Raw genomic sequence first — 22146 nt, 5'->3', positions numbered from 1 at the left:
GTGGCATGGAACACTACGGTAAGTACACTGGCCATCAGCGCCGGTTCCGCAGCCGACGACGTCCGCGCACATCCACCAAACCCCAAACCCAGGGAGAACCATGCCCACTGCACAGGAGCAGACCAACACCCGCATACCGCGGCGGGTGATCTGGCTGGCACTTGCGGGAGCGGTGGGGGGCTTCCTCTTCGGCTTCGACTCGTCCGTGGTCAACGGGGCCGTGGATGCCATGAAGGGTGAATTTGCCCTGTCCGAGGCCGTCACCGGCTTTGCCGTCGCCGTCGCCCTGCTGGGCTGCGCGGCGGGCGCCTACCTTGCCGGGAAGGTGGCCGACCGTTACGGCCGCATCCCCGCCATGAAGCTCGGCGCACTGCTGTTCCTGGTCAGCGCCATCGGCACCGGCTTTGCGTTCAGCGTGTGGGACCTGATCTTCTGGCGGCTGGTGGGCGGGCTGGGAATCGGCCTCGCCTCAGTCATTGCCCCGGCCTACATTTCCGAGATCTCGCCGCGGCAGGTCCGCGGGCGGCTGGCGTCCCTGCAGCAGCTGGCCATCACCACCGGTATCTTCGCGGCCCTCCTGTCCGATGCGCTGCTCGCGACCAGCGCGGGCGGTGCCGACCAGGCGTTCTGGCTGGGCATCGAAGCGTGGCGCTGGATGTTCTTGGCCGCCGCCGTTCCTGCGGTGGCGTACGGCTGGATTGCCTTCACGCTGCCTGAGTCCCCGCGGTTCCTGGTGTTCCAGGGCAAGGAGGACGACGCCCGGAAGATCTTCGACGCCATCGCCCCGTCGGACGACACCGACCGCCACATCCGCGAAATCAGGGATGCCATCGAGGAAGACAAGATTGCCGGGCAGAAAGGCTCGCTGCGCGGCAGCACCTTTGGCCTGCAGGCCGTGGTCTGGATCGGCATCATCCTCTCCGTCCTGCAGCAGTTCGTGGGCATCAACGTGATCTTCTACTACTCCACCACCCTGTGGAAGGCCGTGGGCTTCCAGGAAGAGGATTCACTCGCCATTTCCGTGGGCACCGCCGTGACCAACATCCTGGTGACCCTGGTGGCCATCGCGCTGGTGGACCGGGTGGGCCGCCGCCCCATCCTGCTGACCGGGTCCGTGGGCATGGCCGTTTCACTGGGCATCATGGCGGTGGCCTTCAGCTCCGCCACCGGTTCCGGCGAGGACATCACCCTGCCCGGCGCCTGGGGTCCGGTGGCCCTGGTGGCCGCCAACGTGTTCGTGGTCAGCTTCGGCGCGTCCTGGGGACCGCTGGTGTGGGTGCTGCTGGGCGAGATCTTCCCGTCCAAAATCCGCGCCCGCGCCCTGGGCCTGGCCGCCGCTGCCCAGTGGGTGGCCAACTTTGCCATCACCCTCAGCTTCCCGGTCATGGCGGCCGGCTCCCTGCCGCTGACCTATGCCATGTACGCGCTGTTCGCGGCGGCATCCTTCTTCTTCGTGATGTTCAAGGTGCCGGAGACCAACGGCATGTCCCTGGAACAGGCGGAGACGCTGTTCGTGGCCAAGGGATCCGCCAAGGGCTGATGCGCCACCCCGGGCCTGACCCGGGACGAGGAAAGCCTCCTGCGCTTGGTGCGCAGGAGGCTTTCCTTGTGTTGGTTTGGGTTACACCAGGTGCGGTTCGTGGGCAGTGAGGTACTTCCGGCCGCTGAACGCCACCAGGATGGCGATTGCCATGGCCACGGCACCGGCGTAGAACGGCACCTGGGGGCCGAAGTGCTCGCCCAGCTGGGCTGCCAGGAAGGGTGCCAGGGCGCCGCCCATCCAGCGGACGAAGTTGTAGCCGGAGGAAGCCACCGGACGCGGCGAATCGGACACGCCCATGGCGAGTTCGGTGTAGACGGTGTTGTTGATGCCCAGCAGGGCGCCCGCCACGATGACCAGGACGACGACGGCAGAAACCGAGTGCCCGGCGGCCAGTCCCAGCCCGGCCAGGTCCAGCAGCAGGACGAACAGCGTGCCGGTCAGCACCTTGACGGCGCCGAAGCGGTTCTGCAGGACCGGCGCCACGAACACGGAGAACACGGCAACCGCCACGCCCCAGCCGAAGAACACCGCGCCGATGCCGTAGGCGTCCATCCCCAGGATGAACGGGGTGAAAGCCAGGATGGTGAAGAAGCCGTAGTTGTAGAACAAGCCGCTGGCCGCCGTCGTGCGCAATCCCTTGTGGCCCAGCGCCAGCAGCGGGTCGCGGAGGCGGACCTTGCGTTCGGGCAGCGGGGTCTTGGGAAGCAGCGTCAGCAGGGCGATGAAGGCGGCGGCCATGAGCACCGCCGTGCCGAAGAACGGGGCACGCCACTGCCAGCCGCCCAGCAGGGCGCCCAGGAGCGGGCCGAGGGAGATGCCCAGGCCCAGTGCGGCCTCATAGAGGATGATCGCGGTACCGGCGCCCCCGCTGGCTACACCCACGATGACCGCCAGGGCGGTGGCCACGAACAGGGCGTTGCCCAGGCCCCAGCCAGCGCGGAAGCCCACCAGCTCACCCACGCTGCCGGACAGCCCGGAGAGCGAGGAGAACACCACGATGATGGCGAGCCCGATCAGGAGGGTCTTCTTGCCGCCGATGCGTGAGGAAACGAAACCGGTGATCAGCATGGCCAGCGCGGTGACCAGGAAGTAGCTGGTGAACAGCAGCGAGACCTCGCTGGGGCTGGCGTCCAGGTTGGTGGCGATGGCGGGCAGGATGGGGTCCACCAGCCCGATGCCCATGAACGCGAAGACCGCGGCGAGGGCTGTGGCCCAGACAGCTTTTGGCTGTTTGAGGAAGGAGGCCTTTTCGGCCTGGAGGGTGTTTTCTGGTGCCGGCAGGGTTTCTGCGAGCTGGCCGTCCATGGAGGATGCTCCTAAATTGTGCTTTGGGTCAGTTCTGGAGGTAGGCGTTGATTTTGTCGATGACGGGCAGCGCGGCCGCCAGCGCTTCCCGGTCCTGCTCGGTGAGCGAGGCCAGGATGTCCGCCATCACGGCGTTGCGGCGCTGGTTGGCGGACTCGACGGCGGCGCGGCCCTCGGGCGTCAGCATGACGCGCACGGCGCGGGAATCGGCGGGGTCGGGTTCGCGGCGGGCCAGGCCGGCACGTTCGAGCTTGATGATCTGCTCGGTGGCGCTGGGCACCCGGACGCCAAGGTTCCGGGCAATTTCCCCCACGCGGACGCCGTCGCCGAGCAGCATCTTCAGTGTGCTGAGCTGGGCGGCGCTGAGGTCCCCGTCGGCGTCGAGGCGGCGGACGAAGTAGACACTCTGGCGGAGGGCTTCACGAAACCCCGAGGCAAGCTCCTCGAGGCGGGAATCATTTGTCGTCATCATTAGGAACCCTAACATTTAGGGTACCTAACAGTCAATGCGGACGGGTGGCTAGAGGTCGAGCTTCATGCCTTCGTGGCTGGCATCGAACCCCAGCCGCTCGTAGAAGCGGTGGGCTGCCCCGCGGCTCTTGTGTGTGGTCAGCTGCAGCAGGGCGCAGCCCCGCCGGCGGGACTCGTTAATGGCCCACTCCACCATCAGCTTGCCCAGGCCCAGGCTGCGCAGTGAGGTGGCCACGCGCACCCCCTCGATCTGCGAGCGCCACGCCCCGTGCCGCGAGATGCCGGGCAGGAAGCTCAGCTGGAACGTGGCAACCACTGCGCCCGCCGCTTCGCCGTGCGGCACCAACTCGCCGACCACCAGCAGGTGCCGCGGGTCGGCGTCGATCGCGTCGAAGGCCCGCCCGTAAGGTTCCATGTCCTGGCCCGCCTCGCGGCCGGCACCCAGCGCGTCGTCGGCGAGGAGCTGGACGATGGCGGGCAGGTCCGCCCGCGTGGCGTGGCGGAGGCGGAAAGTCCCGCGCTCGACGTCGGCGGTCAGCAGAGGTTCCGGGGCACCAGCGGTTTCACTCACCTGCCCAGCCTTGCACGGGTGGGCGCGCGTTGCGGGGATAGCCACCGCAAGTGGGCGCGTCAGGTGAAGTAGACGCCGATCCTGTTCCCGTCGATCTCCTCGATGCGGATATCGATGTCGTAGACGTCGCGGAGCATGGCCTGCTGCATGATCTGCCGCGGGCTGCCCTGGTGGATGAGCCGGCCGTCCTTCATGGCCAGGATGGTGTCCGAGTAGCAGGAGGCGAAGTTGATGTCGTGGACCACGATCACGATGGTCTTGCCGAAGTCGTCGGCCAGGCGGCGCAGGAGCCGCATCATCTCCACGGAGTGCTTCATGTCCAGGTTGTTCAGCGGTTCGTCCAGGAGCAGGTACTGCGTGTCCTGCGCGAGCACCATGGCAATGAAGGCCCGCTGCCGCTGGCCGCCGGAGAGTTCGTCCACGAACTTGTCCGCCATGGGCGCCAGGTCAAGGTGGGCGATGGCCTCCTCCACCGTGGCAAGGTCCTCCACGGTGGGCCGTCCGCCCGAGTGGGGGAACCGGCCGAAGGCCACCAGATCGCGGACGGTGAGCCGCATGGTGAGGTGGTTCTCCTGCCGGAGGATGGCCATGGTCCGGGCCAGCCGGCGGCTGTCCGTGGACGCGATATCGAGCCCTCCGACGGACACGGCGCCGGAGCCCAGCGGCTGCAGCCGGCTGATCAGTGACAGCAGGGTGGATTTGCCGGCGCCGTTGGGGCCGATGATCGAAGTGATGCCGCCCTGCGGGATTTCGCAGCTGACGTCGTCGAGGACCGTCTGGCCGCCATAGCTCTTGGAGACGTTGCGGACCGCGATGGTCATTTGAGGGAGCCTTTCAGCAGGAGGTAGAGGAACAGGATGCCGCCGGTGAACTCGATGACCACGCTGAGCGCCGTGCCGAAGCCGAAGACCTTCTCCAGGACCAGCTGGCCACCCACCAGCGCGATGGCGCCGATCAGCACCACGATGGGCAGCAGCCAGGCGTGGCTGAAACCGCGGCACAGCTGGTAGCCGAGGCTCACCACCAGGAGGCCGAAGAACGTCACCGGCCCCACCAGCGCGGTGGAGACGGCCACCAGCAGCGAGCAGGCCAGCAGCACGCGCATCACCACCCTGCGGTGGTCCACGCCCACGTTGATGGCCACGTCCCGTCCCAGCGCCAGCACGTCAAGGGTGTGCCGGGCCCGCCACACGGCACCGCAGACGACGGCGACAATCACCGCCGCGACGCCCAGCAGGGAGGGGTCCACGTTGTTGAAGGACGCGAAGAACAGGTCCTGCAGGATGATGAACTCGCTGGGTTCCATCAGTCGCTGCAGCAGTGAGGAGAAGCCACGGAACAGGCTGCCGAGGATCACGCCCACCAGCAGGAGCAGGTGCAGCGAGCGGGTGGCGCCGGTGAACATCCAGCGGTACAGCAGGGCGCTGAAGGCCACCATCAGCACCACCTCGACGCCGAACTGCAGCGTGGGCGGGGCGGTCACCACGGCCGCAGCACCCAGGGCAAAGGCCATGACGGTCTGCACCAGGATGTACAGCGAGTCGAAGCCCATGATGGACGGCGTCAGGATGCGGTTGGCCGTCACGGTCTGGAACAGCAGCGTGGACACGCCCACCGCAACGGCCACCAGCAGCATCGCGGAGACCTTGATGGCGCGGCGCGGCAGGATGTAGCCGACGTTGCCCTTGAGTTCGAAGAACAGGAAGAAGAGGACCGCGGCGGCCGTCGCCGCGAGCAGGACACCCACCACCAGTTGGGGTGAAGCGTTCCGGAGCCGGCGCCGGAGCGGGCCGCGCGCCGGGGTCGCGGCGGACTCGACGGGGGCCGGGGAAGTGAGGGCGGGGGCCTTAGGCATTGCGTTTCCTCAGGATCAGGACAAGGAAGAGGATGGCACCCAGCACGGACATCACCATTCCCACGGGAACCTCGTAGGGATACCGGATGGTCCGGCCGATGATGTCGCATATCAGCACGAACGCCGCCCCGAACAGGGCGGTCCAGGGGACGGCGCGGCGGAGGTTGTCACCGAAGATGAGGGACACGATGTTGGGCACCACCAGGCCCAGGAAGGGCACCGCGCCCACGGTAGTGACAACGACGGCGGAGATCAGCGAGACAATGAGCAGCCCCAGCCTCATGGTGCGGGCGTAGTTCAGGCCCAGATTGGTGGTGAAGTCCTGCCCCATCCCGGCAACGGTGAACCGGTCTGCGGCGAGCAGGCCCACCAGCATGAGTGCCGCGACGATCCAGAGCAGCTCGTACCTGCCGCGGAGCACTCCGGAGAAGTCGCCGATCATCCAGTTGCTGAGCGTTTGCAGCAGGTCGTACCGGTAGGCGAAGAAGGTGGTGACGGCGGCGATGATGCCGCCCAGCATGATGCCCACCAGCGGGATGAGCAGGGTGTTCCTGGCGGGCAGCCGCCGCAGGATCGCCAGGAACAGGGCGGTGCCTAGCAGTGCAAAAGCGCTGGCCACCAGCATCTTGGCCAAAATGGGGGCGCCCGGGGCCAGGACCGTGACCACCAAAATGCCCAGCGTGGCGGACTCGACGGTACCCACGGTGGAGGGTTCCACGAAGCGGTTCCGGGCCATGAGCTGCATGATCAGCCCGGCCACTGCCACCGCCATGCCTGCGAGCAGCACTGCCAGGGTGCGGGGCACGCGGGAGATCCAAAAGATGTCCACGGTGCCCGCGTCCCCCGCGAGCAGCGCCGGGAGCGAGACGTCGCTGACACCCACGAACATGCTTCCGGCGGCGAGCGCCAGGACGGCAACTGCGGCGGCAGCCAGGCCCGCGTAGTGGCGGGCCTGGCTGCGGGTTGCCGGCGCCTGGGGGCGCGCGGCGGTGATGGTCATACTGAAGCCCGGTGGGGTTAGGCGACGGAGCCGGCCACGGCGTCCACCATGGCCTTGACGTTGTTCAGTCCGTATCCCACGATGTACCAGCCTGCGGGGTCAAGGTTGATGACCTTGCCGTTCCTGGCGGCGTTGGTGGACTGGACGAGCTCGTTGTCCAGGATGGGGTTGGCGGCGCCTTCAGTTCCGATGGCGGTGTCCCGGTTGATCACGTAGAGGAGGTCCGGGTTGGCCTGTTTGATGTACTCGAACGAGATGGCCTCGCCGTGGGAGCCTTCGGACTTTACGTCGGCGGCGGTGGGGACGCCCAACACGTCGTGGATGATGCCGAAGCGGGATCCGGCGCCATAGGCCGTCACCTCGCCGCCGGAGGTCAGGACGATCAGGCCCTTGCCTGCAGTTGCGGCCTTGGCCTTGGTGTCGGCCACGGTGGTGTCCACGGCCGCGAGCTTCTCCTCAACCTCGCCTGACTTGTTGAAGATGGTCCCCAGCTTTCCGGCCTGCTCCTTGAAGCTGCCCATGGGCTTGGCGGCATCAATGGAAAGATCGATGGTGGGGGCGATCTTGCTCAGCTCTTCGTAGGCTCCGGCGGTGCGGCCGGAGATGATGATGAGGTCCGGGTCGCCCGCGCTGACGGCTTCGAAATCAGGCTCCTTCAGGGAACCGATCTTGGTGTACTTGGCGTCGGAGTATTTCTTCAGCGCGTCCGGGTAGGCGGCTTCCGGCACACCGGCAGGTTCAACGCCCAGGGCATCCATGGTGTCCAGGACGCCGAGATCGAACGTGAAGACCTTTTCCGGGTTGACCGGGACGTTGGCCGTGCTGCCCTGCGCGTGCTCAACGGTGATGGTGGAGGTTTCCGCCGCGGGCGTGGCGGTTGCGTTACCCCCGCACGCGGTTACTGTCAGGAGGGCCGCCCCTGCCGCCAGTGCCCCCAGATAGCTCGACAGCCTCTTTTTCACGATGATTCTCCGCTCGTAATACGTCACAACTTCGTTGCCTAATAGTCCAGAGCCTACAAGTAAGGAAAGCCTTACCTTTGCGTTTTGTTAGGCTTTGTGGGAGAGATCACAGCAAAAAGGACGACGCCGGCACTGGGGTCAGTGCCGGCGCCGCCCTTCTGCAGTTCGTCGATCGCGTGCAGTACGTCGGTGCCGTGGGACGGCGGGGTGCGCCGGTCAGGAAATCAGGCGGAGGCGGTGGCCACCTCTGCCTGCCGCTCCTCAACCAGCGTGGAGACTGCGTTGAAGAGCGGATGCCCCGGCTCTAGGCCCGTGATCCGTGCGGTGGCGTCCGCCGCGGTCTCCGAAGCGAGGATTCCGGCCAGTTCGGTGGCCTCGGCGTCGGCTGGGTCGTTGAACCGCAGTGCGGCGGCGATGGCCCCCAGGAGTGCCTCGGGAACCACACCGCGTTCGGCCAGCTCAGCCGCCGGCCCAATGAACCGTTCGTGCCGGCTGAGCTTGCGCAGCGGGGCACGGCCCACCCGGTTCACGGTGTCCGGCAGGTGCGGGTTGGTGAACCGGGCCAGGATTTTCTGCACATAGGCTTCCTGTTCCTCGCTGCTGAACCCGTGCTTGGACACCAGCAACTGTTTGGTTTCCTCCAGCACAGCCCGCACGTCCTCGGCCACATCCTGGTCCGCCATGGCGTCGGAGATCTTCTCGAGGCCCGCCTCGAACCCGAAGTACGCTGCCGAAGCGTGGCCGGTGTTCACCGTGAACAGCTTCCGCTCGATGTAGGGCGCAAGCTCGTCCACGAAGGTGGCACCGGGGATCTTCGGCTCCGAGCCGGCGAACGGGGTGCGGTCGATGACCCATTCGAAGAACGTCTCCACAGTGACGTCCAGGCCCTGCCCGGCGTCCTGGTTGGGCACGATCCTGTCCACGGCAGTGTTGGCGAAGATTGCCTTGTCCTCCAGCGCCCCGCCGGCGGCCTCCGGACGGGAGCCCACCTCCCGGGCCAGGATGTCCGTGGCGTTGATGGCGTTTTCGCACGCCATCACCTGCAGCGGTGCCAGCCCGGGCTCGCGGGCGGCGATGCCGCGGGCTATCACCGGGGCCACGAACTTCAGGATGTGCGGCCCCACGGCTGTGGTGACGATGTCCGCCGTCGCGATTTCCTTGATCAGTTCCGTTTCCTGGGTGTTGGAGTTCAGGGCGCGGAAGTTGTCCACGGTCTGCACGGCGGGGTTCTCACCCACCTCGTGGACCGCGTAGCTGTCCGCCGCGGCCAGCTGGGCGATCAGCCCCTCGGCGACGTCCGCGAACACCACCTCGTAGCCGGCGTTGTGCAGGAGCAGCCCCACGAAGCCGCGGCCGATGTTACCGGCACCGAAATGTACAGCCTTCACTATGCGTTGACCTTCCCGAAGAGCTCCAGGACCTCGTCCTCCGTGGTGGCCGCCTCAAGCCGGGCCACCTGCTCCTTGATGGTGAATACCTTGGCGATCGAGGACAGGATGTGCAGGTGTTCGTTGTTCACGCCTGCCACGCCCACCACGAACTTGACCTCCTTGCCGTTCCAGTCGATGCCCTGCGGGTAGCGGATCACCGAGACGGCCGACTTCCGGATGTGGTCCTTGGCAGCGTTGGTGCCGTGCGGGATGGCGAGGAAGCTGCCCATGTAGGTGGAAACGGATTCCTCGCGTTCGTGCATGGCGGCGATGTAGCCCTCGTCCACGGCGCCGCGCGCCAGCAGGAGGCGGCCCGCCTCGTCGATGGCGGCGTCACGGCTGGTGGCGCTGCCGGTCAGGACCACGCTCTCACGGGCCAGGATCTCGCCCGTGCCGCCTGCGGGTGCTGCAGCGGTGCCCGCTGCCGCTCCGGCAGCTGCCCCGCCTGCTGCGGCAGCTCCGCCGGAGGTGCCGATGCCGGGCTCGGCTGCGTGGCCGGCGTCGGACGTTCCGCCCTCGGTATTGCTCTCCCTGACCAGGTCAACGATCTCGTCGTAGCGTGGGCTGTTCATGAAGTTGTCCACCGAAAAGTGCGCGGCACTGGAGGTGACCGGCTTGGCACGCTCGGTGAGGTCCTGGTGCGTGACCACGACGTCGTACGTGTCGCTGAGGTTGGCGATGGCCGAGTTGGTGACCTTGACGTCCGGGAACCCGGCCGCCTTGATCTTGTTCCGGAGCACTGATGCACCCATGGCGCTGGAGCCCATCCCGGCGTCGCACGCGAACACGATGTTCCGGATGGGTCCGGCCAGGACCGCGGTGCCCACGCCCGCGCCCGCGCCGGTCAACGTCGAGGAGACGGAGCTCTTCTTGCCCTTCATCTCCTCCATGCGTGACGTTGCAGCGTTGAGGTCGCCCTCGTCGCTGTGCTTGGTGGTCTTCATGATGATTGAAGCCACCAGGAAGGACGCAGCCGTGGCAAGCAGGACCGCGAGGATCACCCCGAGGTAGCTGTCACGGGAGGTCTGGGCGAGTACGGCGAAGATGGAACCCGGAGCTGCCGGTGCCACAAGGCCGGCACCGGTGACCGCGAGGGTGGCGATGCCGGTCATGCCGCCGGCGATGGCGGCCAGGACGAGCAGCGGGCGCATCAGGACGTACGGGAAGTAGATCTCGTGGATGCCGCCGAGGAAGTGGATGATTGCAGCACCCGGGGCGGAAGCCTTGGCCGCGCCCTTGCCGAAGAACATGTAGGCCAGCAGGATGCCCAGGCCCGGGCCGGGGTTGGCTTCGAGCAGGAAGAGGATTGACTTGCCCTGCTCCAGCGACTGCTGGACGCCCAGCGGAGTGAGGACGCCGTGGTTGATGGCGTTGTTCAGGAAGAGGATCTTGGCCGGCTCGATGAAGATGCTGGTGAGCGGCAGCAGGCCGTTGTTGACCAGGAACTGCACCACGTTGCCGGCGCCTGCGCTGAACCCTGAGACCACCGGAGCAACCGCATAGAAGCCCAGCATGGCCAGCAGCGCGCCCCAGATGCCGGCAGAGAAGTTGTTGACCAGCATTTCGAAGCCGGGCCGGATCTTGCCGTCCCAGAGGGAGTCGATCTTCTTCATGGTCCAGCCGCCCAGCGGGCCCATGATCATGGCGCCGATGAACATCGGGATGCCGGCGCCCACAATCACGCCCATGGTGCCGATGGCTCCCACCACGCCGCCGCGGACGTCGTAGACCATCTTGCCGCCGGTGTAGCCGATCAGCAGCGGCAGCAGGTAGGTGATCATAGGTCCCACGAGGCCGATGTTCGGCTTCCCGTCGGTCTCACCGAAGCCGCCAAGCTGGGGAACCGGCAACCAGCCCTTTTCAATGAAGAGGGCTGTGATGAGGCCCCAGGCAATGAAGGCACCGATGTTGGGCATGATCATTCCGGACAGGAACGTCCCGAATTTCTGGACGTGCACCCGAGCGCTGGTGCGGGGTTTTGCAACTGTCTCTGTTGCCATGTGATTTCCTAACCGTTCGTCCTGCTGCTCCGCAGGATGGTCCGATACTGACGACGACGTACTGCTGGTGGAACGGGGTGACGCGAAGATGGCGCCGGCCCTAGCCGGCGGGGCTGGTGGAGATCCGGTGCAGCCACTCAAGGAAGAGCTTGAGCTCCGAGCTCGAGAGCTGGTCTGAGTGCGAGGCCTGAAGCGCGGCGTTCAGGGCAATCGCTGCCACCACCACCGAGGATTTTCCGGTGTTGCCCGGGGCCGCGCCGCTGGCTGGCTCGGCGGACACCGCAAAGATCATGGCGTCCCGGGTCATGGTGGACAGTTCGAGGTTCCGGTCGGTGGCGGGTTCCGCGATCAGCATCAGCGTCACACCCACGTTGGCCGCCAGGATGGACCTGGCCGCTTCCCGGGGCTGGACGTTCAGCTGGCCCGCCGCCGCTGCCTTGTTCAGCATTTCCTCCATCAGCGCCTCGGCATCGGCCACGATGGCCGGGCGGCTTTCCGGACGGATGTTGCCGAACATCACCAGGTACAGTTCCGGCTGGTTCAGCCCGAACTGGACGTGGTTGTCCCACATTCTCCGGATGTCCTCAAGGGGCTGGCCGGAGGGGGCGAAATCCCTTTCGCCCGCGACATATTCTTCGAACCCTGCGGCCACTACTGCGTCGAAGAGGCCTTCCTTGTCGCCGAAGTGGTGATACAGGGTGGGAGCCGATACCCCCGCCAGCTGCGTGATCTGGCGGGTGGAGACCGGCGCTCCGCCGGATTTTGCCAGCAGCTCCGCGGCGGCGCGAAGCAGCCGCATTTTGGGGGGAAGCTGGCCATCCAAACTCATAACCGCTACCCTAGCACCTATAGCGTTGCTATATGAACTGAATCACATACAATTTTTTCAGGCTTGTTTCCACCTCCTGACGTGACCTGTCGTGGCGGTGCAGAGGTGTTCCGGCACGGCGCCGGAGTGTTTGGGCGGGCCTGCTACCGGCAGAGAATGAGGACCTTCAGTGCAGAACTTCCCAGGAGTAGGCGTCAGTCCAGGCCGCGTCATCGGCACCGTCCGGCAGATGCCCAAACCGATCAGCGAACCTCCCGCCGGTGACCAGCTGGCGGCGGGCACCACAGCAGAGGAAGCCACCGCAGCGCTGAAGGCGGCGGCCCAGGCCGTGCATGATGAGCTGAAGGCGCGGGCGGCGCACGCCAGCGGCGACGGCAAGGCGGTGCTGGAGGCCACGGCGCTGATGGCCAAGGACACCATGCTGATCAAGGGTGCCGCCAAGCTGGTGGCCCGCGGCACGTCCGCCGAGCGGGCCATCTGGGAATCCGGGTCCTCGGTGTCCGAGATGCTGCACAACCTGGGCGGCTACATGGCCGAGCGCGCCACGGATGTCCTGGACGTCCGCGCCCGCATCGTGGCCGAACTCCGCGGCGTGGCCGCCCCCGGCATCCCATCTTCCGAGACCCCGTTCGTCCTGGTGGCGGACGACCTCGCACCCGCCGATACCGCCACCCTGGACCCGAACAAGGTGCTGGCGCTGGTCACCTCCGGCGGCGGTCCCCAGTCGCACACCGCCATCATTGCCCGTTCCCTTGGCCTGCCCGCCGTCGTCGCGGCCGTCGGGGTGGACCACATCGCGGACGGAACCGAGGTGTACGTGGACGGCGCGGCCGGTTCCGTCACCTCCGAGCCGGACGGGTCGCTGCGCGCCGCGGCGGAAGCCTGGGCTGCCACCGCCTCGCTCCTGGCCGAGTTCACCGGCACGGGCGCGACGGCGGACGGGCACCAGGTCCCGCTGCTCGCGAACGTGGGCGGCGGCAAGGACGCGGTTGCCGCCGCTAAACTGGGCGCCCAGGGCGTGGGCCTGTTCCGCACCGAATTCTGCTTCCTGGAGCGTGACACCGAGCCCTCCGTCGAAGAGCAGGCCGCCGCCTACAAGAGCGTGTTTGACGCGTTCCCCGGCAAGAAGGTGGTGCTGCGCACGCTCGACGCCGGCGCCGACAAGCCGTTGCCGTTCCTCACCGACTCCACCGAACCCAACCCGGCCCTGGGTGTCCGCGGCTACCGCACCGACTTCACCACCCCCGGCGTGCTGGACCGGCAGCTGGAGGCGATTGCCCTGGCCGCCAACCAGTCGGAGGCGGACGTGTGGGTGATGGCCCCGATGATTTCTACCGCCGAAGAAGCGGCGCGTTTCGCCTCGATGTGCGCGGACGCCGGCCTGAAGACCCCCGGCGTCATGGTGGAGGTTCCCTCCGCTGCCCTCACCGCCGAGGCCATCCTCCGCGAGGTTGGCTTCGCCAGCCTGGGCACCAACGACCTCACCCAGTACGCCATGGCAGCGGACCGGCAGCTGGGCCCGCTCGCCAACCTGAACACCCCGTGGCAGCCGGCCGTCCTGCGCCTGGTGGGCCTGACCGTTGAGGGTTCTCGGGCGGAGGGCAACAACAAGCCCGTAGGCGTGTGCGGTGAGGCGGCCGCGGACCCCGCCCTCGCCGTCGTCCTGGCCGGCCTGGGCGTGAGCACGCTGTCCATGACCGCCCGCTCCCTCGCCGCCGTTGCCGCCGTCCTCAAGACGGTGACCCTCCAGGAAGCCCAGGAGCTGGCCAAGCTGGCCCTCGCCGCGCCGAGCGCCACCGAGGCCCGCGCCCGGGTCAGGGAGAAGCTGCCTGTACTGGAGGAGCTTGGTCTCTGACCCGGGCGCACCCGCCCGGAGGTTGCCCTACGGCAGGGCCGTGACCAGGATGTCCTGGTAGGTGGCCCTGCCGTCGAACACGTTGACCCCCACCCTGCCGGGCCCCGGCAGCGAAGAGTCCGTCACGTCGATCAGCTGCGTCCCGTCCAGCGATGCGGTGATCCGGTTGCCGTTGGCCGAGGCGTCCACGGCGTAGCTGACCCCGTGGCTTAGGTTCGCGGGGACGCTGGCCAGCACCGTGAACACGCCGCCCACCAGTTTGAAGACGCGCACCACCCGCAGGTTCGGGTCCAGGTTCACGTAGTACGCCGTGGACCCGTCCGCAGAGGACCTCAGCAGCACCGAGCCGGCGCCGCCGTAGCCCCTCTCGGGTGCGCGGTCACGGTTCAGGACCCCGCCGGAGAAGGCCTCCCCGCCGAACCGGACCGTGGCCTGCACCCGCACGTTGGTGTACATGGCGGCCCCCATGGCGGTGGAGTCCTTGTCGAAGGTGCCGGCAAGGCCCGCACCGGTGCCCTCCCAGCGTCCGCCCGGAACCACCGCATAGGCGCCCAGGTTGTGCCGGGCGGTGCCGCCCGCCGGAGGCAGGACGGCCGACGGCGGGGCGGCGGTCACGCGCGCGGTGTCGCCGAGCTGGTGTACTTTGACGGACACCAGCCGGGCGGTGCCCCCCGTAGCAGCGAACGACAGCCCCGTGGCGGACGGGTCCGGGAAAATCAGCGAGGTGATGGCTGCCGTGCCGTCCCCGCCGAAGACTTCCACCGAGGACGCATCCACCAGGATCCGCACTTTCACCCGCCGTTCGGAACCCACCATGGCGGAGCTCCAGGGGGCGGCGGCGTTGTCCGCCGCCTGCCCCGCAAAGTACCGGGTGAAGTCCTCCCGCCCGGCGGCGCCGCGGTCCACCGTGAGGGCGGCAGCTCCGGCGTCGTACACCACCCTGGTCTGCTGCGCACCCGTGGAGCCTGTCCCCTTCCGCAGCCCGAACTCGAAGGAGGACGCTCCGCCCGATGACGGGATGCCCACCTCGGCCTCAAGCTCGAACGAGCGGCCGGACGCGGCAGCCAGCGGGTTCGCGGACACCGGCGTCACCGTAAGGTCCGCGGCCTGCCACGTGGAGTCCCGCAGCGACGCTGCCTCCGCCACCGGAGCCTGGGTGAGCCGCAGCCCGGAGCCGGGAACATCCACGAGCCGGATCTCGCGGGGGATGGACAGCTGCCCGTTCCAGCGGCCGGTGGGCGGGCTGAAGGCGTAGTCCCAGTTGCTCATCCAGCCGATCATGATCCGCCGGTTGTCCGGCGTCCCGAAGAAGCTCATGGCCGCGTAATAGTCACGGCCGTGGTCCGCCTGCAGCAGGGTGGACGCGGGGGTGTCCGGTGTGAAGGACGTTCCGTTCCAGGTTCCCGTCACGTACTGCGCCGCGGATCCGTTGGTGGCGCGGACGGCTCCGGTGCTCCACCAGAGCACCCAGCGTTTTACCCCGGGCTGCCCCTCCACGGGGAGTTCGAAGAAGTCCGGGCATTCCCAGACCCCGCCGCGGACCCAGTCGCCGTAGCCGAATGTGCCGGAGAACGTCCAGTGGAGGAGGTCCGTGGAGGTGTAGAAGCGGATGTGGTCGCCGCCGGCCACCACCATGATCCACTTGCCGGAACCTGCGTCCCGGGTGACTTTGGGATCGCGGAAGTCCCAGCCGCCGTCCGGGCCGCCCGGGTTGTCCACCACCGGAGCCGCATGGACGGTTTGCCAGGTGCGGCCCTGGTCCTTGCTGTAGGCGGCACGGACGGACTGGTTTCCGTTTGGGGCGTCATGGTTGAAGCTGGTGTAGTAGGCGATCAGCCCGGAACCGCCGGGGAACAGTCCGCTGGCATTCCCTGCATCCACCACTGCTGAACCGGACCATGATTCGCCTGCGGCCATGTGCGGCAGGGCGATGGGCAGCTGCTTCCAGTGGAGCAGGTCCGTGCTCACCGCGTGTGCCCAGCGTCCGTGGTCCTGGTGGAACAGGTGGTACTCGCCCTGGTAGAACACCAGCCCGTTGGGGTCGGAGCTGTTGCCGGAGTTCTGGCTGTAGTGGTAGCCGGGCTGGTACAGGCCGTTCATGAACTGGTCCACGCTGTCCGCACGGACGTTCTGGAACCAGGCCGTCCCGGTGGCCAGCAGGGCGAACCCGGATCCGGATGCGGCAGGTACGGTGCCGTTCAGGACCGGCGTGCCGTTGACCAGGACGGCCGCGTCGGTGCCCCGCGCCGTGAACTGGATCCTGTTGAGCTGTCCGGCCTGGAAGCTGGTGGCGGGCAACGCGCCGGAGAGCAGCAGCGCGGAGCCGGCCCGGTTGAACAGTTGCGCCGTTCGCGTTCCCGGGTCGATGCGCAGTTCGAGCCCGCCGGCGCCGTCGGCACCGCTGCGGACCACCACCGAGGCGGTGGCGGGTGCGGTGACGGTGAGGTCCAGGGAGGCAACGACGTCGGACGCCACCGCCGGGATGTACCTCGCCGCCGTGCCGCCCGCTGCCGAGGCGCGCAGGCCGGCGGCGTCCGGCTCCCACGAACCGGAGGAGGTCCGCCAGCCCTGCAGCGGGCTTTCGAGGCCGCGAAGGGTCATGCTCTGGAACACTGCGGTGCCGTTGTAGGAGCCGAGGCCGATGTGGCCCGAGGCGGCAGTGGTGTCCGTGGCCGTGATGGCCGGCGTGGCCCCGTTGGGGTCCAGGAAGTCCGTCTGCCAGTACACAGCCAGGGAGTTCCCGAGGGCTGTCACGCGGAGGCGGTACACCTGGTTGGGCGTGATGGCAGTGGCGAACGTGCCGAGGGTGGAGTTGTCCGACACCCGGTAGAGCCGGAGCCTGCCCGCGTTCGGGTCCACCTCGGCGGCGTATCCGGAAGTTCCGGCCGCGTTGGTCCGGATCAGGACGGCCCCCACGCCGTACGGGGAGGCCACCTGGATGTCGGCGGAGAAGTCGATGTCGGCGGGTGACTGCCCGGTGGCAATGGCGCGGATGTTCGTATCCGCCGGGGCAACACCGCGGAACCCCGTGGCCGTGGCGGACCAGCCGGTGCCGGCGCTCCACCCGTCAATGTTGGCATCCACGGTGCGGACGCCGGGCGGCCCGAAGGCCACTGTTCCGTTGAAGGCGTGCAGCCCGACGCGGCCGGACCCGTAGCGGTAGTCGGTGGCGTCGATCCGGGAGACGCCGTCCACGGCGACGTAGATCCGTGGCCCGTCAACGTGGACGTCCACGTTGTAGGCCTGCCCGGTGCTCAGGGGCAGGGCTACCGGAGCGACGACGTCCTGCCCGGTGGCGAGGTCGAAGAGCCGGATCCGGTCCAGGTTGGGGTCGATGGTGGCCGCGTATCCGGTACCGGCATCCGGCGTTGCGCGGAAGACCAGGGCTCCCACGCCGTAGGGGCTTGCCGGATCAACCGTCACGTTGGCGGTGTACCGGGCGGTGCCCGCGATGACCTGTTCGCTGGTTGCCGCGGCGTTCTGGCCGGACGGTGCGACGGCGGTGTATCCGCCCTGCGCCGTCCGGGTCCAGGTTCCGCCGGACCCAACGACGTCCGGGATGGGGCTGGTGGTGCTGTTGAGGGTGACCGGGGCGGAGGCGAGGGCCGCCGCCGGTGCGGCGGCCCCCGTTCCCACGAAACCGGCACCGAGGACCGCAGCCGTGAGGCCCGCGGCTAGTCTCTTGTGCATGCAGATCGCCTTTGATCTCGAAAGGTGTGGTGCAGGGACTATGTGGCGCAGGAATTAGGGGAAGAGGGTGCGGGCACCTCCCCCGATGTCTGCCATGGTCCAGGCGTCGAAGGACAGCAGCCGCATGCTTCCGGTGGCGGACAGCGTGACGTGTCCGCCGCCGAGCGTGGGGTAGGCCCGTGCCGTGAGCGGCCTGCCGTTGGCGAAGATCTCGACGGCGGAACGGTCCACCAGGACGCGCAGGTGGACGTGGCCGTCAGTCATGGGAACCGGCCCGGACCTGTCCTCCTTGTCTACGGAGGCGTCCAAGGAACTCCGGGTGCGGTCGAGGCGGAGCAAGCCCACCGCACCGTCCGCGGGCCGGCTCAGCTCGATGCGGGTTTCCTCTGCGCCGTCGCCTGAGCCGAGGATAGCCAGCCGCAGCACGGAGCCGGGCGCCAGCTGGAGGTCCAGTTCGATGTCCAGTTGGTTGCCCGTGACGCCGGTATCCAGGGTTCCGGCCAGCACCCGGCCCGGAAGGCTGGTGTGGTTGCCGCGCAACTTTTCCAGTTCAGGGACCGGCGCGAACTGCAGCGTACCGTCGTCCGCCAGGGTGGTGACCCGCGGCAGGCTCATCACGCCGGACCAGCCGGCCTCCACCATCGCGGCATCCGTGCGGCCTTCCTGCAGCCAGCCGAACATGATGCGCCGGCCGGCCTCGTCCAGGAAAGACTGCGGCGCGTAGAAGTACCGGCCGCCGTAGTCCAGGCGGTGCAGCGCGGCCGGTTCGAACGCATCTGCCGAGTACCGGCCGGTCCAGTACAGCGGGTGGTGGGTGCGCCCGTCGTCCCAGGCGGAAAACACCAGGACGTCGGGTGAACCGTCTGCCGGTTCCGAGCCCAGCGATCCGCTGCCGGCGCGGAACAGGTCCACGCATTCCCACATGGTGCCGGTCCAGTCGGTATTGGCGGGGCTGCCCTGGGACGCGTCCCCGATGAAGAGCGGGCCCACGTAGTCCCAGGAGCGCAGGTCCGCCGACTCGTAAAGGAATGCTGTGCCGCCGCGGCCGCGGATGCCCGAGCCCACCAGTTGCCGCCACCGGCTGCCCTCGCGCCACACGCAGTGGTCGCGGTAGGCGGTGATGTCGACGCCGGCCGGCGGGGCTGCGATGACGGGGTTCTCCGGCGCCTTGGTCCAGGTGGACAGGTCGGGGGAACCTACGGCCACGCACGGAAGTTCGCGCTCGTCCAGCCGGCCCGAGTAGACCAGGGTGGGCGTGCCGCCGTCGTTCACCAGCACACCGGACCAGCAGCCGTCCGCGTCCGGTCCCGCCGACGGTTCCAGGGCCACCGGCTGGTCGGTCCAGGAGACCAGGTCCGTGCTGGTGGCGTGGCCCCAGAGGATGCGGTGGTGGAAGGCGCCCTCGGGGTTGTACTGGTAGAAGAGGTGGTAGGTGCCGTCCCACTGGCACACGCCGTTGGGATCGTTGAGCCAACCTGCGGGTGAAACGAAGTGGAAGCGGGGCCGGAGGGGATCGGCCTCGGCACGGGCAACCAGCTCGTCCCGGGGGACGGTGGCGAGCGGGTGGATCAGTTCAGTCATGCGGAAGCCTTCCTGGCGGCGCCCTGCGGGGCGGTTTCGGCGGCGAGGGCATGGCCGCCGGCACCGGCCCGGGGGCGGTACAGGTGGCAGCGGACCCAGTGCCGGTTTGCGGGATCGCCCACCTGGTGCCGGACGGGCTGGTCGGCGGAGCACCGCTGGTCCGGGTCGCCGTCGAACGAGCAGCCGGTGGAGGCCATGACGGCCTGGCGCAGCGCGGCGCGGCGGACGGGATCGTAGGAACCTGCCCGGGCCGGATCCGGCACGGCGGAGACCAGGAGCTGGGTGTAGGGGTGGGCCGGGTTTGCCAGCAGGTCCAGCGACTCGCCTTCCTCCACCAGTTCACCGGCGAACATCACCGCTGTCCGGTCCGCGAGGTACCGGGCCGAAGCGAGGTCGTGGGTGATGTAGAGCATCGAGATGCCCTGCTCGTACCGGAGCCGGCGCATCAGGTTCAGCACGCCGATCCGGACGGACACGTCCAGCATGGAAGTGGGCTCGTCGGCCAGGATCACCTGCGGTTCGACGGCGAGCGCACGGGCAATTGCCACCCTCTGCCGCTGTCCGCCGGAGAGCTCGTGCGGGTAGGAGTCCAGCATGTCTGCCTGCAGACCCACCGTGGCCATCAGCTCTTCCAGCCGCTGTTCCGTGCCGGCGCCGCCCCTGCCGTGGATGGCCAGCGAGCGCCGCAGGAAATGGTCGATCCGGTGCGCCGGGTTCAGTGAACCGAAGGGGTCCTGGAAAACCATCTGCAGCTGGGAGCGGAACTCCCGCGACGCCTGGAACCGGTCGCGTTTGAGGATGTCGACGCCGTCCACCAGGATGGCGCCTTCGCTCGGCTTTTCGAGCCGGGCGACGCAGCGGGCCAGGGTGCTCTTGCCGGAACCGGACTCCCCCACCAGGGCAACGATCTCGCCGCGGCCGATGGACAGGTCCACCCCGTGCAGCGCTCGGACCGAGTGGCGGGAGAACAGACCGCCGATGGGGAAGGTCTTGCCGAGGCCGCGGACCTCCAGGGCGGGCGTTTCCGCTTCCCCCGGTCCGAAGCGCCGGCCGGGACGGTCCCCGCCGGCCTGCGGGGAAAGGATGGGGTGGCTCATCGGGAGGCTCCTTCCAGGGCCGCTGCTTCGGCGTCGAGGGCGTGGGCGATGGTCAGGTCGTCGGCGCCGAAGGGGGCCACGAAATGGCCGGGCGCCGCCTCGGCGAGGTCCGGGATGTTCCGGAACTTCACGCCGTCGGGCAGGCCCGCCAGCGGGACCCGGGGGCCGGTGAGTGGCGGAAAGGCACCCATCAGCGCCTGGGTGTAGGGGTGGCGGGGGTCGGCGTGGACGTCCCGGGCCTTGGCGGTCTCCACGATGCGGCCGCCGTACATGACCGCCATCCGGTGGGAGAGCTCCACCATGAGGGACATGTCGTGGGTGATGAACAGGACGGAGAAGCCCAGCTCATGCTGGAGGTCCTTGATCTGGGCCATGATTTCCTGCTGGACCACCACATCCAGGGCGGTGGTGGGCTCGTCCAGGATCAGCAGTGAGGGCTTGAGGGCCACGGCCATGGCGATCACGGCCCGCTGGCGCATCCCGCCGGAGAGCTGGTGCGGGTAGGACTTCAGGCGGGCACGGTCGATCCGCACCAGTTCGAGCAGTTCCCCGGCCCGACGGAGGGACTCCTCGCGGGACAGCCCCGCGTGCGTGGTGAAGATGTCCACGATCTGCTCGCCGATGGTCAGCACCGGGTTCAGCGAGTTCATGGCGGACTGGAACACCATGGCCACGTCCTGCCAGCGGAAGCGGCGGAGCTCCTCCGGCCCCATGGCCAGGACGTCCTTGCCGCCGAAGGTGATGCTGCCGCCGGCGATCTTCGCCGGGTCCTTCAGCAGGCGCATGATGGAGTTGGCGATGGTGGACTTGCCGCAGCCGGACTCCCCCGCCAGTCCGAACACCTCTCCGGTGCCGATGCTGAAGGACACCCTGTCGACGGCGGTGGTGGACCGGGTATCGCCGATGTACTTCACGGTGAGGTTCCGGACCTCCAGGACGGGCTCGTGGGAGCCGAAGGAAACCTGGGAAACGGTCATTGCGCGGCGCTCCTTTCAATGGTGGCGCGGGTGTCCGGGGCTGATTGAACCGGAGCGGCGGCGGGCGCCTTGATCTTGCGCAGCCGCGGGTTGGTGACCTCGTCCACCGCGTAGTTGATCAGGGCCAGGGCGAAAGCCACGAGGGCAATGCAGGCACCGGAGGGGACAAAAACCCACCAGCTTCCGGTGAGCAGCGCCCCCTCGTTGCCGGCCCAGAACAGGTTGTTGCCCCACGAGACGGTGCTGACGTCGCCCAGGCCCAGGAACTCGAGGCCGGCCTGTGCGCCGATCCCGTAGATGACGCAGGCCAGCAGCGTCCCCATGACGATCGAGGCCATGTTCGGCAGGATCTCCCGGAACATGATCCGTCCGGCCCGTTCGCCGGACACCACGGCCGCTGCCACGAAGTCCTTGGAGCGGATGGACAGGGCCTGCGAGCGCAGCACCCGGGCGGAACCGGCCCAGCCGGTCACCACCAGCACCAGGATCACCGTGCCCAGCCCCGGCGGGAGGAACGCGGCAAGGATGACCAGCAGCGGCAGCCCCGGGAGGAGCAGGAAGACGTTGGTCACCAGGGACAGGGCCTCATCGATGAACCGGCCGAAGTACGCGGAGGCCAGGCCCACCAGGATGCCGATGAACGTCGAGGCGAACCCGACGGTGAGGCCCACCAGCAGTGAACTCCTGGCTCCGTGCACGGTCAGGGCCAGCACGTCCTGCCCCTTGGCCGTGGTGCCCAGCAGGTGTTCGGCGTCCGGTTCCAGGGATGCCATGGCGGTGATCCGGGACGGGTCGCCGGGGAACAGCACGGGCGCCAGGAGGGCGAGCACAATGAAGACGGCCAGCACGGCCATGCCTGCCAGGGCTTTCCGGTTGGCGAGCAGCCCGCGGAGGAAGCTGCGGCTGGTTTTGGGTTTCGCTGCGGCGGTCTTGCCGGCCGTGGTGCCGGGCTGCTGCAGGATTGCGGTTGCCATGGTGCG

General features: G+C 68.2%; 17 protein-coding genes. 2 read left to right on the top strand and 15 right to left on the bottom strand.

Translation table 11 applies throughout. The annotated features are described in order from the left end of the window. The first annotated feature begins 100 nt into the window (after positions 1-100). Positions 101-1540, top strand: a complete 1440-nt coding sequence (locus tag AS031_RS16965; protein WP_058269331.1) for a sugar porter family MFS transporter — start codon at positions 101-103, stop codon at positions 1538-1540. Between the two features lie 81 nt (positions 1541-1621). On the opposite strand, the gene AS031_RS16960 is transcribed toward AS031_RS16965, so the two are convergent. From AS031_RS16960 to AS031_RS16915, 10 genes are all read right to left on the bottom strand, one after another. Next, entirely contained in the window at positions 1622-2848 is a 1227-nt protein-coding gene (locus AS031_RS16960) for an MFS transporter (RefSeq protein WP_058269330.1), read from the bottom strand. Positions 2849-2876: 28 nt separating this feature from the next. Then, entirely contained in the window at positions 2877-3317 is a 441-nt protein-coding gene (locus tag AS031_RS16955) for a MarR family winged helix-turn-helix transcriptional regulator (RefSeq protein WP_058269399.1), read from the bottom strand. Between the two features lie 51 nt (positions 3318-3368). Beyond that, a complete protein-coding gene (locus AS031_RS16950) occupies positions 3369-3860 on the bottom strand; it encodes a GNAT family N-acetyltransferase (protein ID WP_082642042.1) in 492 nt (163 codons plus the stop codon). 89 nt (positions 3861-3949) lie between these two features. Beyond that, on the bottom strand, positions 3950-4711 hold the full coding sequence (locus AS031_RS16945) for an iron ABC transporter ATP-binding protein (RefSeq protein ID WP_058269328.1): 762 nt from the start codon (positions 4709-4711) through the stop codon (positions 3950-3952). Next, positions 4708-5745 (bottom strand): iron chelate uptake ABC transporter family permease subunit, encoded by a 1038-nt coding sequence (locus AS031_RS16940; protein WP_082642038.1) that lies wholly within the window; start codon positions 5743-5745, stop codon positions 4708-4710. Before AS031_RS16940 ends, AS031_RS16945 begins: the two co-directional genes overlap by 4 nt. Next, positions 5738-6745, bottom strand: a complete 1008-nt coding sequence (locus AS031_RS16935) for an ABC transporter permease (RefSeq protein WP_074447008.1) — start codon at positions 6743-6745, stop codon at positions 5738-5740. Before AS031_RS16935 ends, AS031_RS16940 begins: the two co-directional genes overlap by 8 nt. Before the next feature lie 17 nt (positions 6746-6762). Continuing rightward, positions 6763-7707: a siderophore ABC transporter substrate-binding protein gene (locus AS031_RS16930; protein WP_058269327.1), complete on the bottom strand. Its 945-nt coding sequence runs from the start codon at positions 7705-7707 to the stop codon at positions 6763-6765. Positions 7708-7931: 224 nt separating this feature from the next. Beyond that, complete coding sequence (locus tag AS031_RS16925; protein WP_058269326.1) at positions 7932-9095, bottom strand: mannitol-1-phosphate 5-dehydrogenase; 1164 nt, start codon at positions 9093-9095, stop codon at positions 7932-7934. After that, a complete protein-coding gene (locus AS031_RS16920; RefSeq protein ID WP_058269325.1) occupies positions 9095-11137 on the bottom strand; it encodes a PTS mannitol transporter subunit IICBA in 2043 nt (680 codons plus the stop codon). The genes AS031_RS16925 and AS031_RS16920 overlap by 1 nt, the downstream gene beginning before the upstream one ends. 100 nt (positions 11138-11237) lie before the next feature. Next, positions 11238-11966: a TetR/AcrR family transcriptional regulator gene (locus tag AS031_RS16915; RefSeq protein WP_058269324.1), complete on the bottom strand. Its 729-nt coding sequence runs from the start codon at positions 11964-11966 to the stop codon at positions 11238-11240. Between the two features lie 169 nt (positions 11967-12135). On the opposite strand from AS031_RS16915, the gene ptsP reads away from it, so the two are divergent. Further along, the gene (gene ptsP / locus AS031_RS16910) at positions 12136-13821 is read left to right on the top strand and encodes a phosphoenolpyruvate--protein phosphotransferase (RefSeq protein WP_058269323.1); all 1686 of its coding nucleotides are present in this window, start codon (positions 12136-12138) and stop codon (positions 13819-13821) included. 27 nt (positions 13822-13848) lie between these two features. On the opposite strand, the gene AS031_RS16905 is transcribed toward ptsP, so the two are convergent. Genes AS031_RS16905 through AS031_RS16885 form a run of 5 tightly spaced genes read right to left on the bottom strand, consistent with a single transcriptional unit; the run spans position 13849 to position 22140 of the window. Next, the gene (locus AS031_RS16905) at positions 13849-17511 is read right to left on the bottom strand and encodes a glycoside hydrolase family 32 protein (protein ID WP_058269322.1); all 3663 of its coding nucleotides are present in this window, start codon (positions 17509-17511) and stop codon (positions 13849-13851) included. Between the two features lie 54 nt (positions 17512-17565). Beyond that, positions 17566-19092, bottom strand: coding sequence for a glycoside hydrolase family 32 protein (locus AS031_RS16900; protein ID WP_058269321.1), 1527 nt, complete (start codon positions 19090-19092; stop codon positions 17566-17568). Next, positions 19089-20189, bottom strand: a complete 1101-nt coding sequence (locus AS031_RS16895) for an ATP-binding cassette domain-containing protein (protein ID WP_228379662.1) — start codon at positions 20187-20189, stop codon at positions 19089-19091. The genes AS031_RS16900 and AS031_RS16895 overlap by 4 nt, the downstream gene beginning before the upstream one ends. After that, positions 20186-21166: an ABC transporter ATP-binding protein gene (locus AS031_RS16890; protein WP_058269320.1), complete on the bottom strand. Its 981-nt coding sequence runs from the start codon at positions 21164-21166 to the stop codon at positions 20186-20188. Before AS031_RS16890 ends, AS031_RS16895 begins: the two co-directional genes overlap by 4 nt. Further along, positions 21163-22140: an ABC transporter permease gene (locus AS031_RS16885; RefSeq protein ID WP_058269319.1), complete on the bottom strand. Its 978-nt coding sequence runs from the start codon at positions 22138-22140 to the stop codon at positions 21163-21165. The genes AS031_RS16890 and AS031_RS16885 overlap by 4 nt, the downstream gene beginning before the upstream one ends. Positions 22141-22146 lie beyond the last annotated feature (6 nt).

The organism is Pseudarthrobacter enclensis (assembly GCF_001457025.1).
GTDB classification, from domain to species: domain Bacteria; phylum Actinomycetota; class Actinomycetes; order Actinomycetales; family Micrococcaceae; genus Arthrobacter; species Arthrobacter enclensis.
Note: the sequence above shows the minus strand (reverse complement) of the source record. Positions and strands in the feature narration are given on the sequence as shown.

Bases quoted from the DNA above. Each gene is read 5' to 3' on its own strand.
- AS031_RS16965 (WP_058269331.1), top strand. From the start codon at position 101: ATGCCCACTGCACAGGAGCAGACCAACACCCGCATACCGCGGCGGGTG.
- AS031_RS16945 (WP_058269328.1), bottom strand. From the start codon at position 4,711: ATGACCATCGCGGTCCGCAACGTCTCCAAGAGCTATGGCGGCCAGACG.
- AS031_RS16915 (WP_058269324.1), bottom strand. From the start codon at position 11,966: ATGAGTTTGGATGGCCAGCTTCCCCCCAAAATGCGGCTGCTTCGCGCC.
- AS031_RS16935 (WP_074447008.1), bottom strand. From the start codon at position 6,745: ATGACCATCACCGCCGCGCGCCCCCAGGCGCCGGCAACCCGCAGCCAG.
- AS031_RS16890 (WP_058269320.1), bottom strand. From the start codon at position 21,166: ATGACCGTTTCCCAGGTTTCCTTCGGCTCCCACGAGCCCGTCCTGGAG.
- AS031_RS16940 (WP_082642038.1), bottom strand. From the start codon at position 5,745: ATGCCTAAGGCCCCCGCCCTCACTTCCCCGGCCCCCGTCGAGTCCGCC.
- AS031_RS16920 (WP_058269325.1), bottom strand. From the start codon at position 11,137: ATGGCAACAGAGACAGTTGCAAAACCCCGCACCAGCGCTCGGGTGCAC.
- AS031_RS16905 (WP_058269322.1), bottom strand. From the start codon at position 17,511: ATGCACAAGAGACTAGCCGCGGGCCTCACGGCTGCGGTCCTCGGTGCC.
- AS031_RS16960 (WP_058269330.1), bottom strand. From the start codon at position 2,848: ATGGACGGCCAGCTCGCAGAAACCCTGCCGGCACCAGAAAACACCCTC.
- AS031_RS16885 (WP_058269319.1), bottom strand. From the start codon at position 22,140: ATGGCAACCGCAATCCTGCAGCAGCCCGGCACCACGGCCGGCAAGACC.
- AS031_RS16955 (WP_058269399.1), bottom strand. From the start codon at position 3,317: ATGACGACAAATGATTCCCGCCTCGAGGAGCTTGCCTCGGGGTTTCGT.
- AS031_RS16895 (WP_228379662.1), bottom strand. From the start codon at position 20,189: ATGAGCCACCCCATCCTTTCCCCGCAGGCCGGCGGGGACCGTCCCGGC.
- AS031_RS16900 (WP_058269321.1), bottom strand. From the start codon at position 19,092: ATGACTGAACTGATCCACCCGCTCGCCACCGTCCCCCGGGACGAGCTG.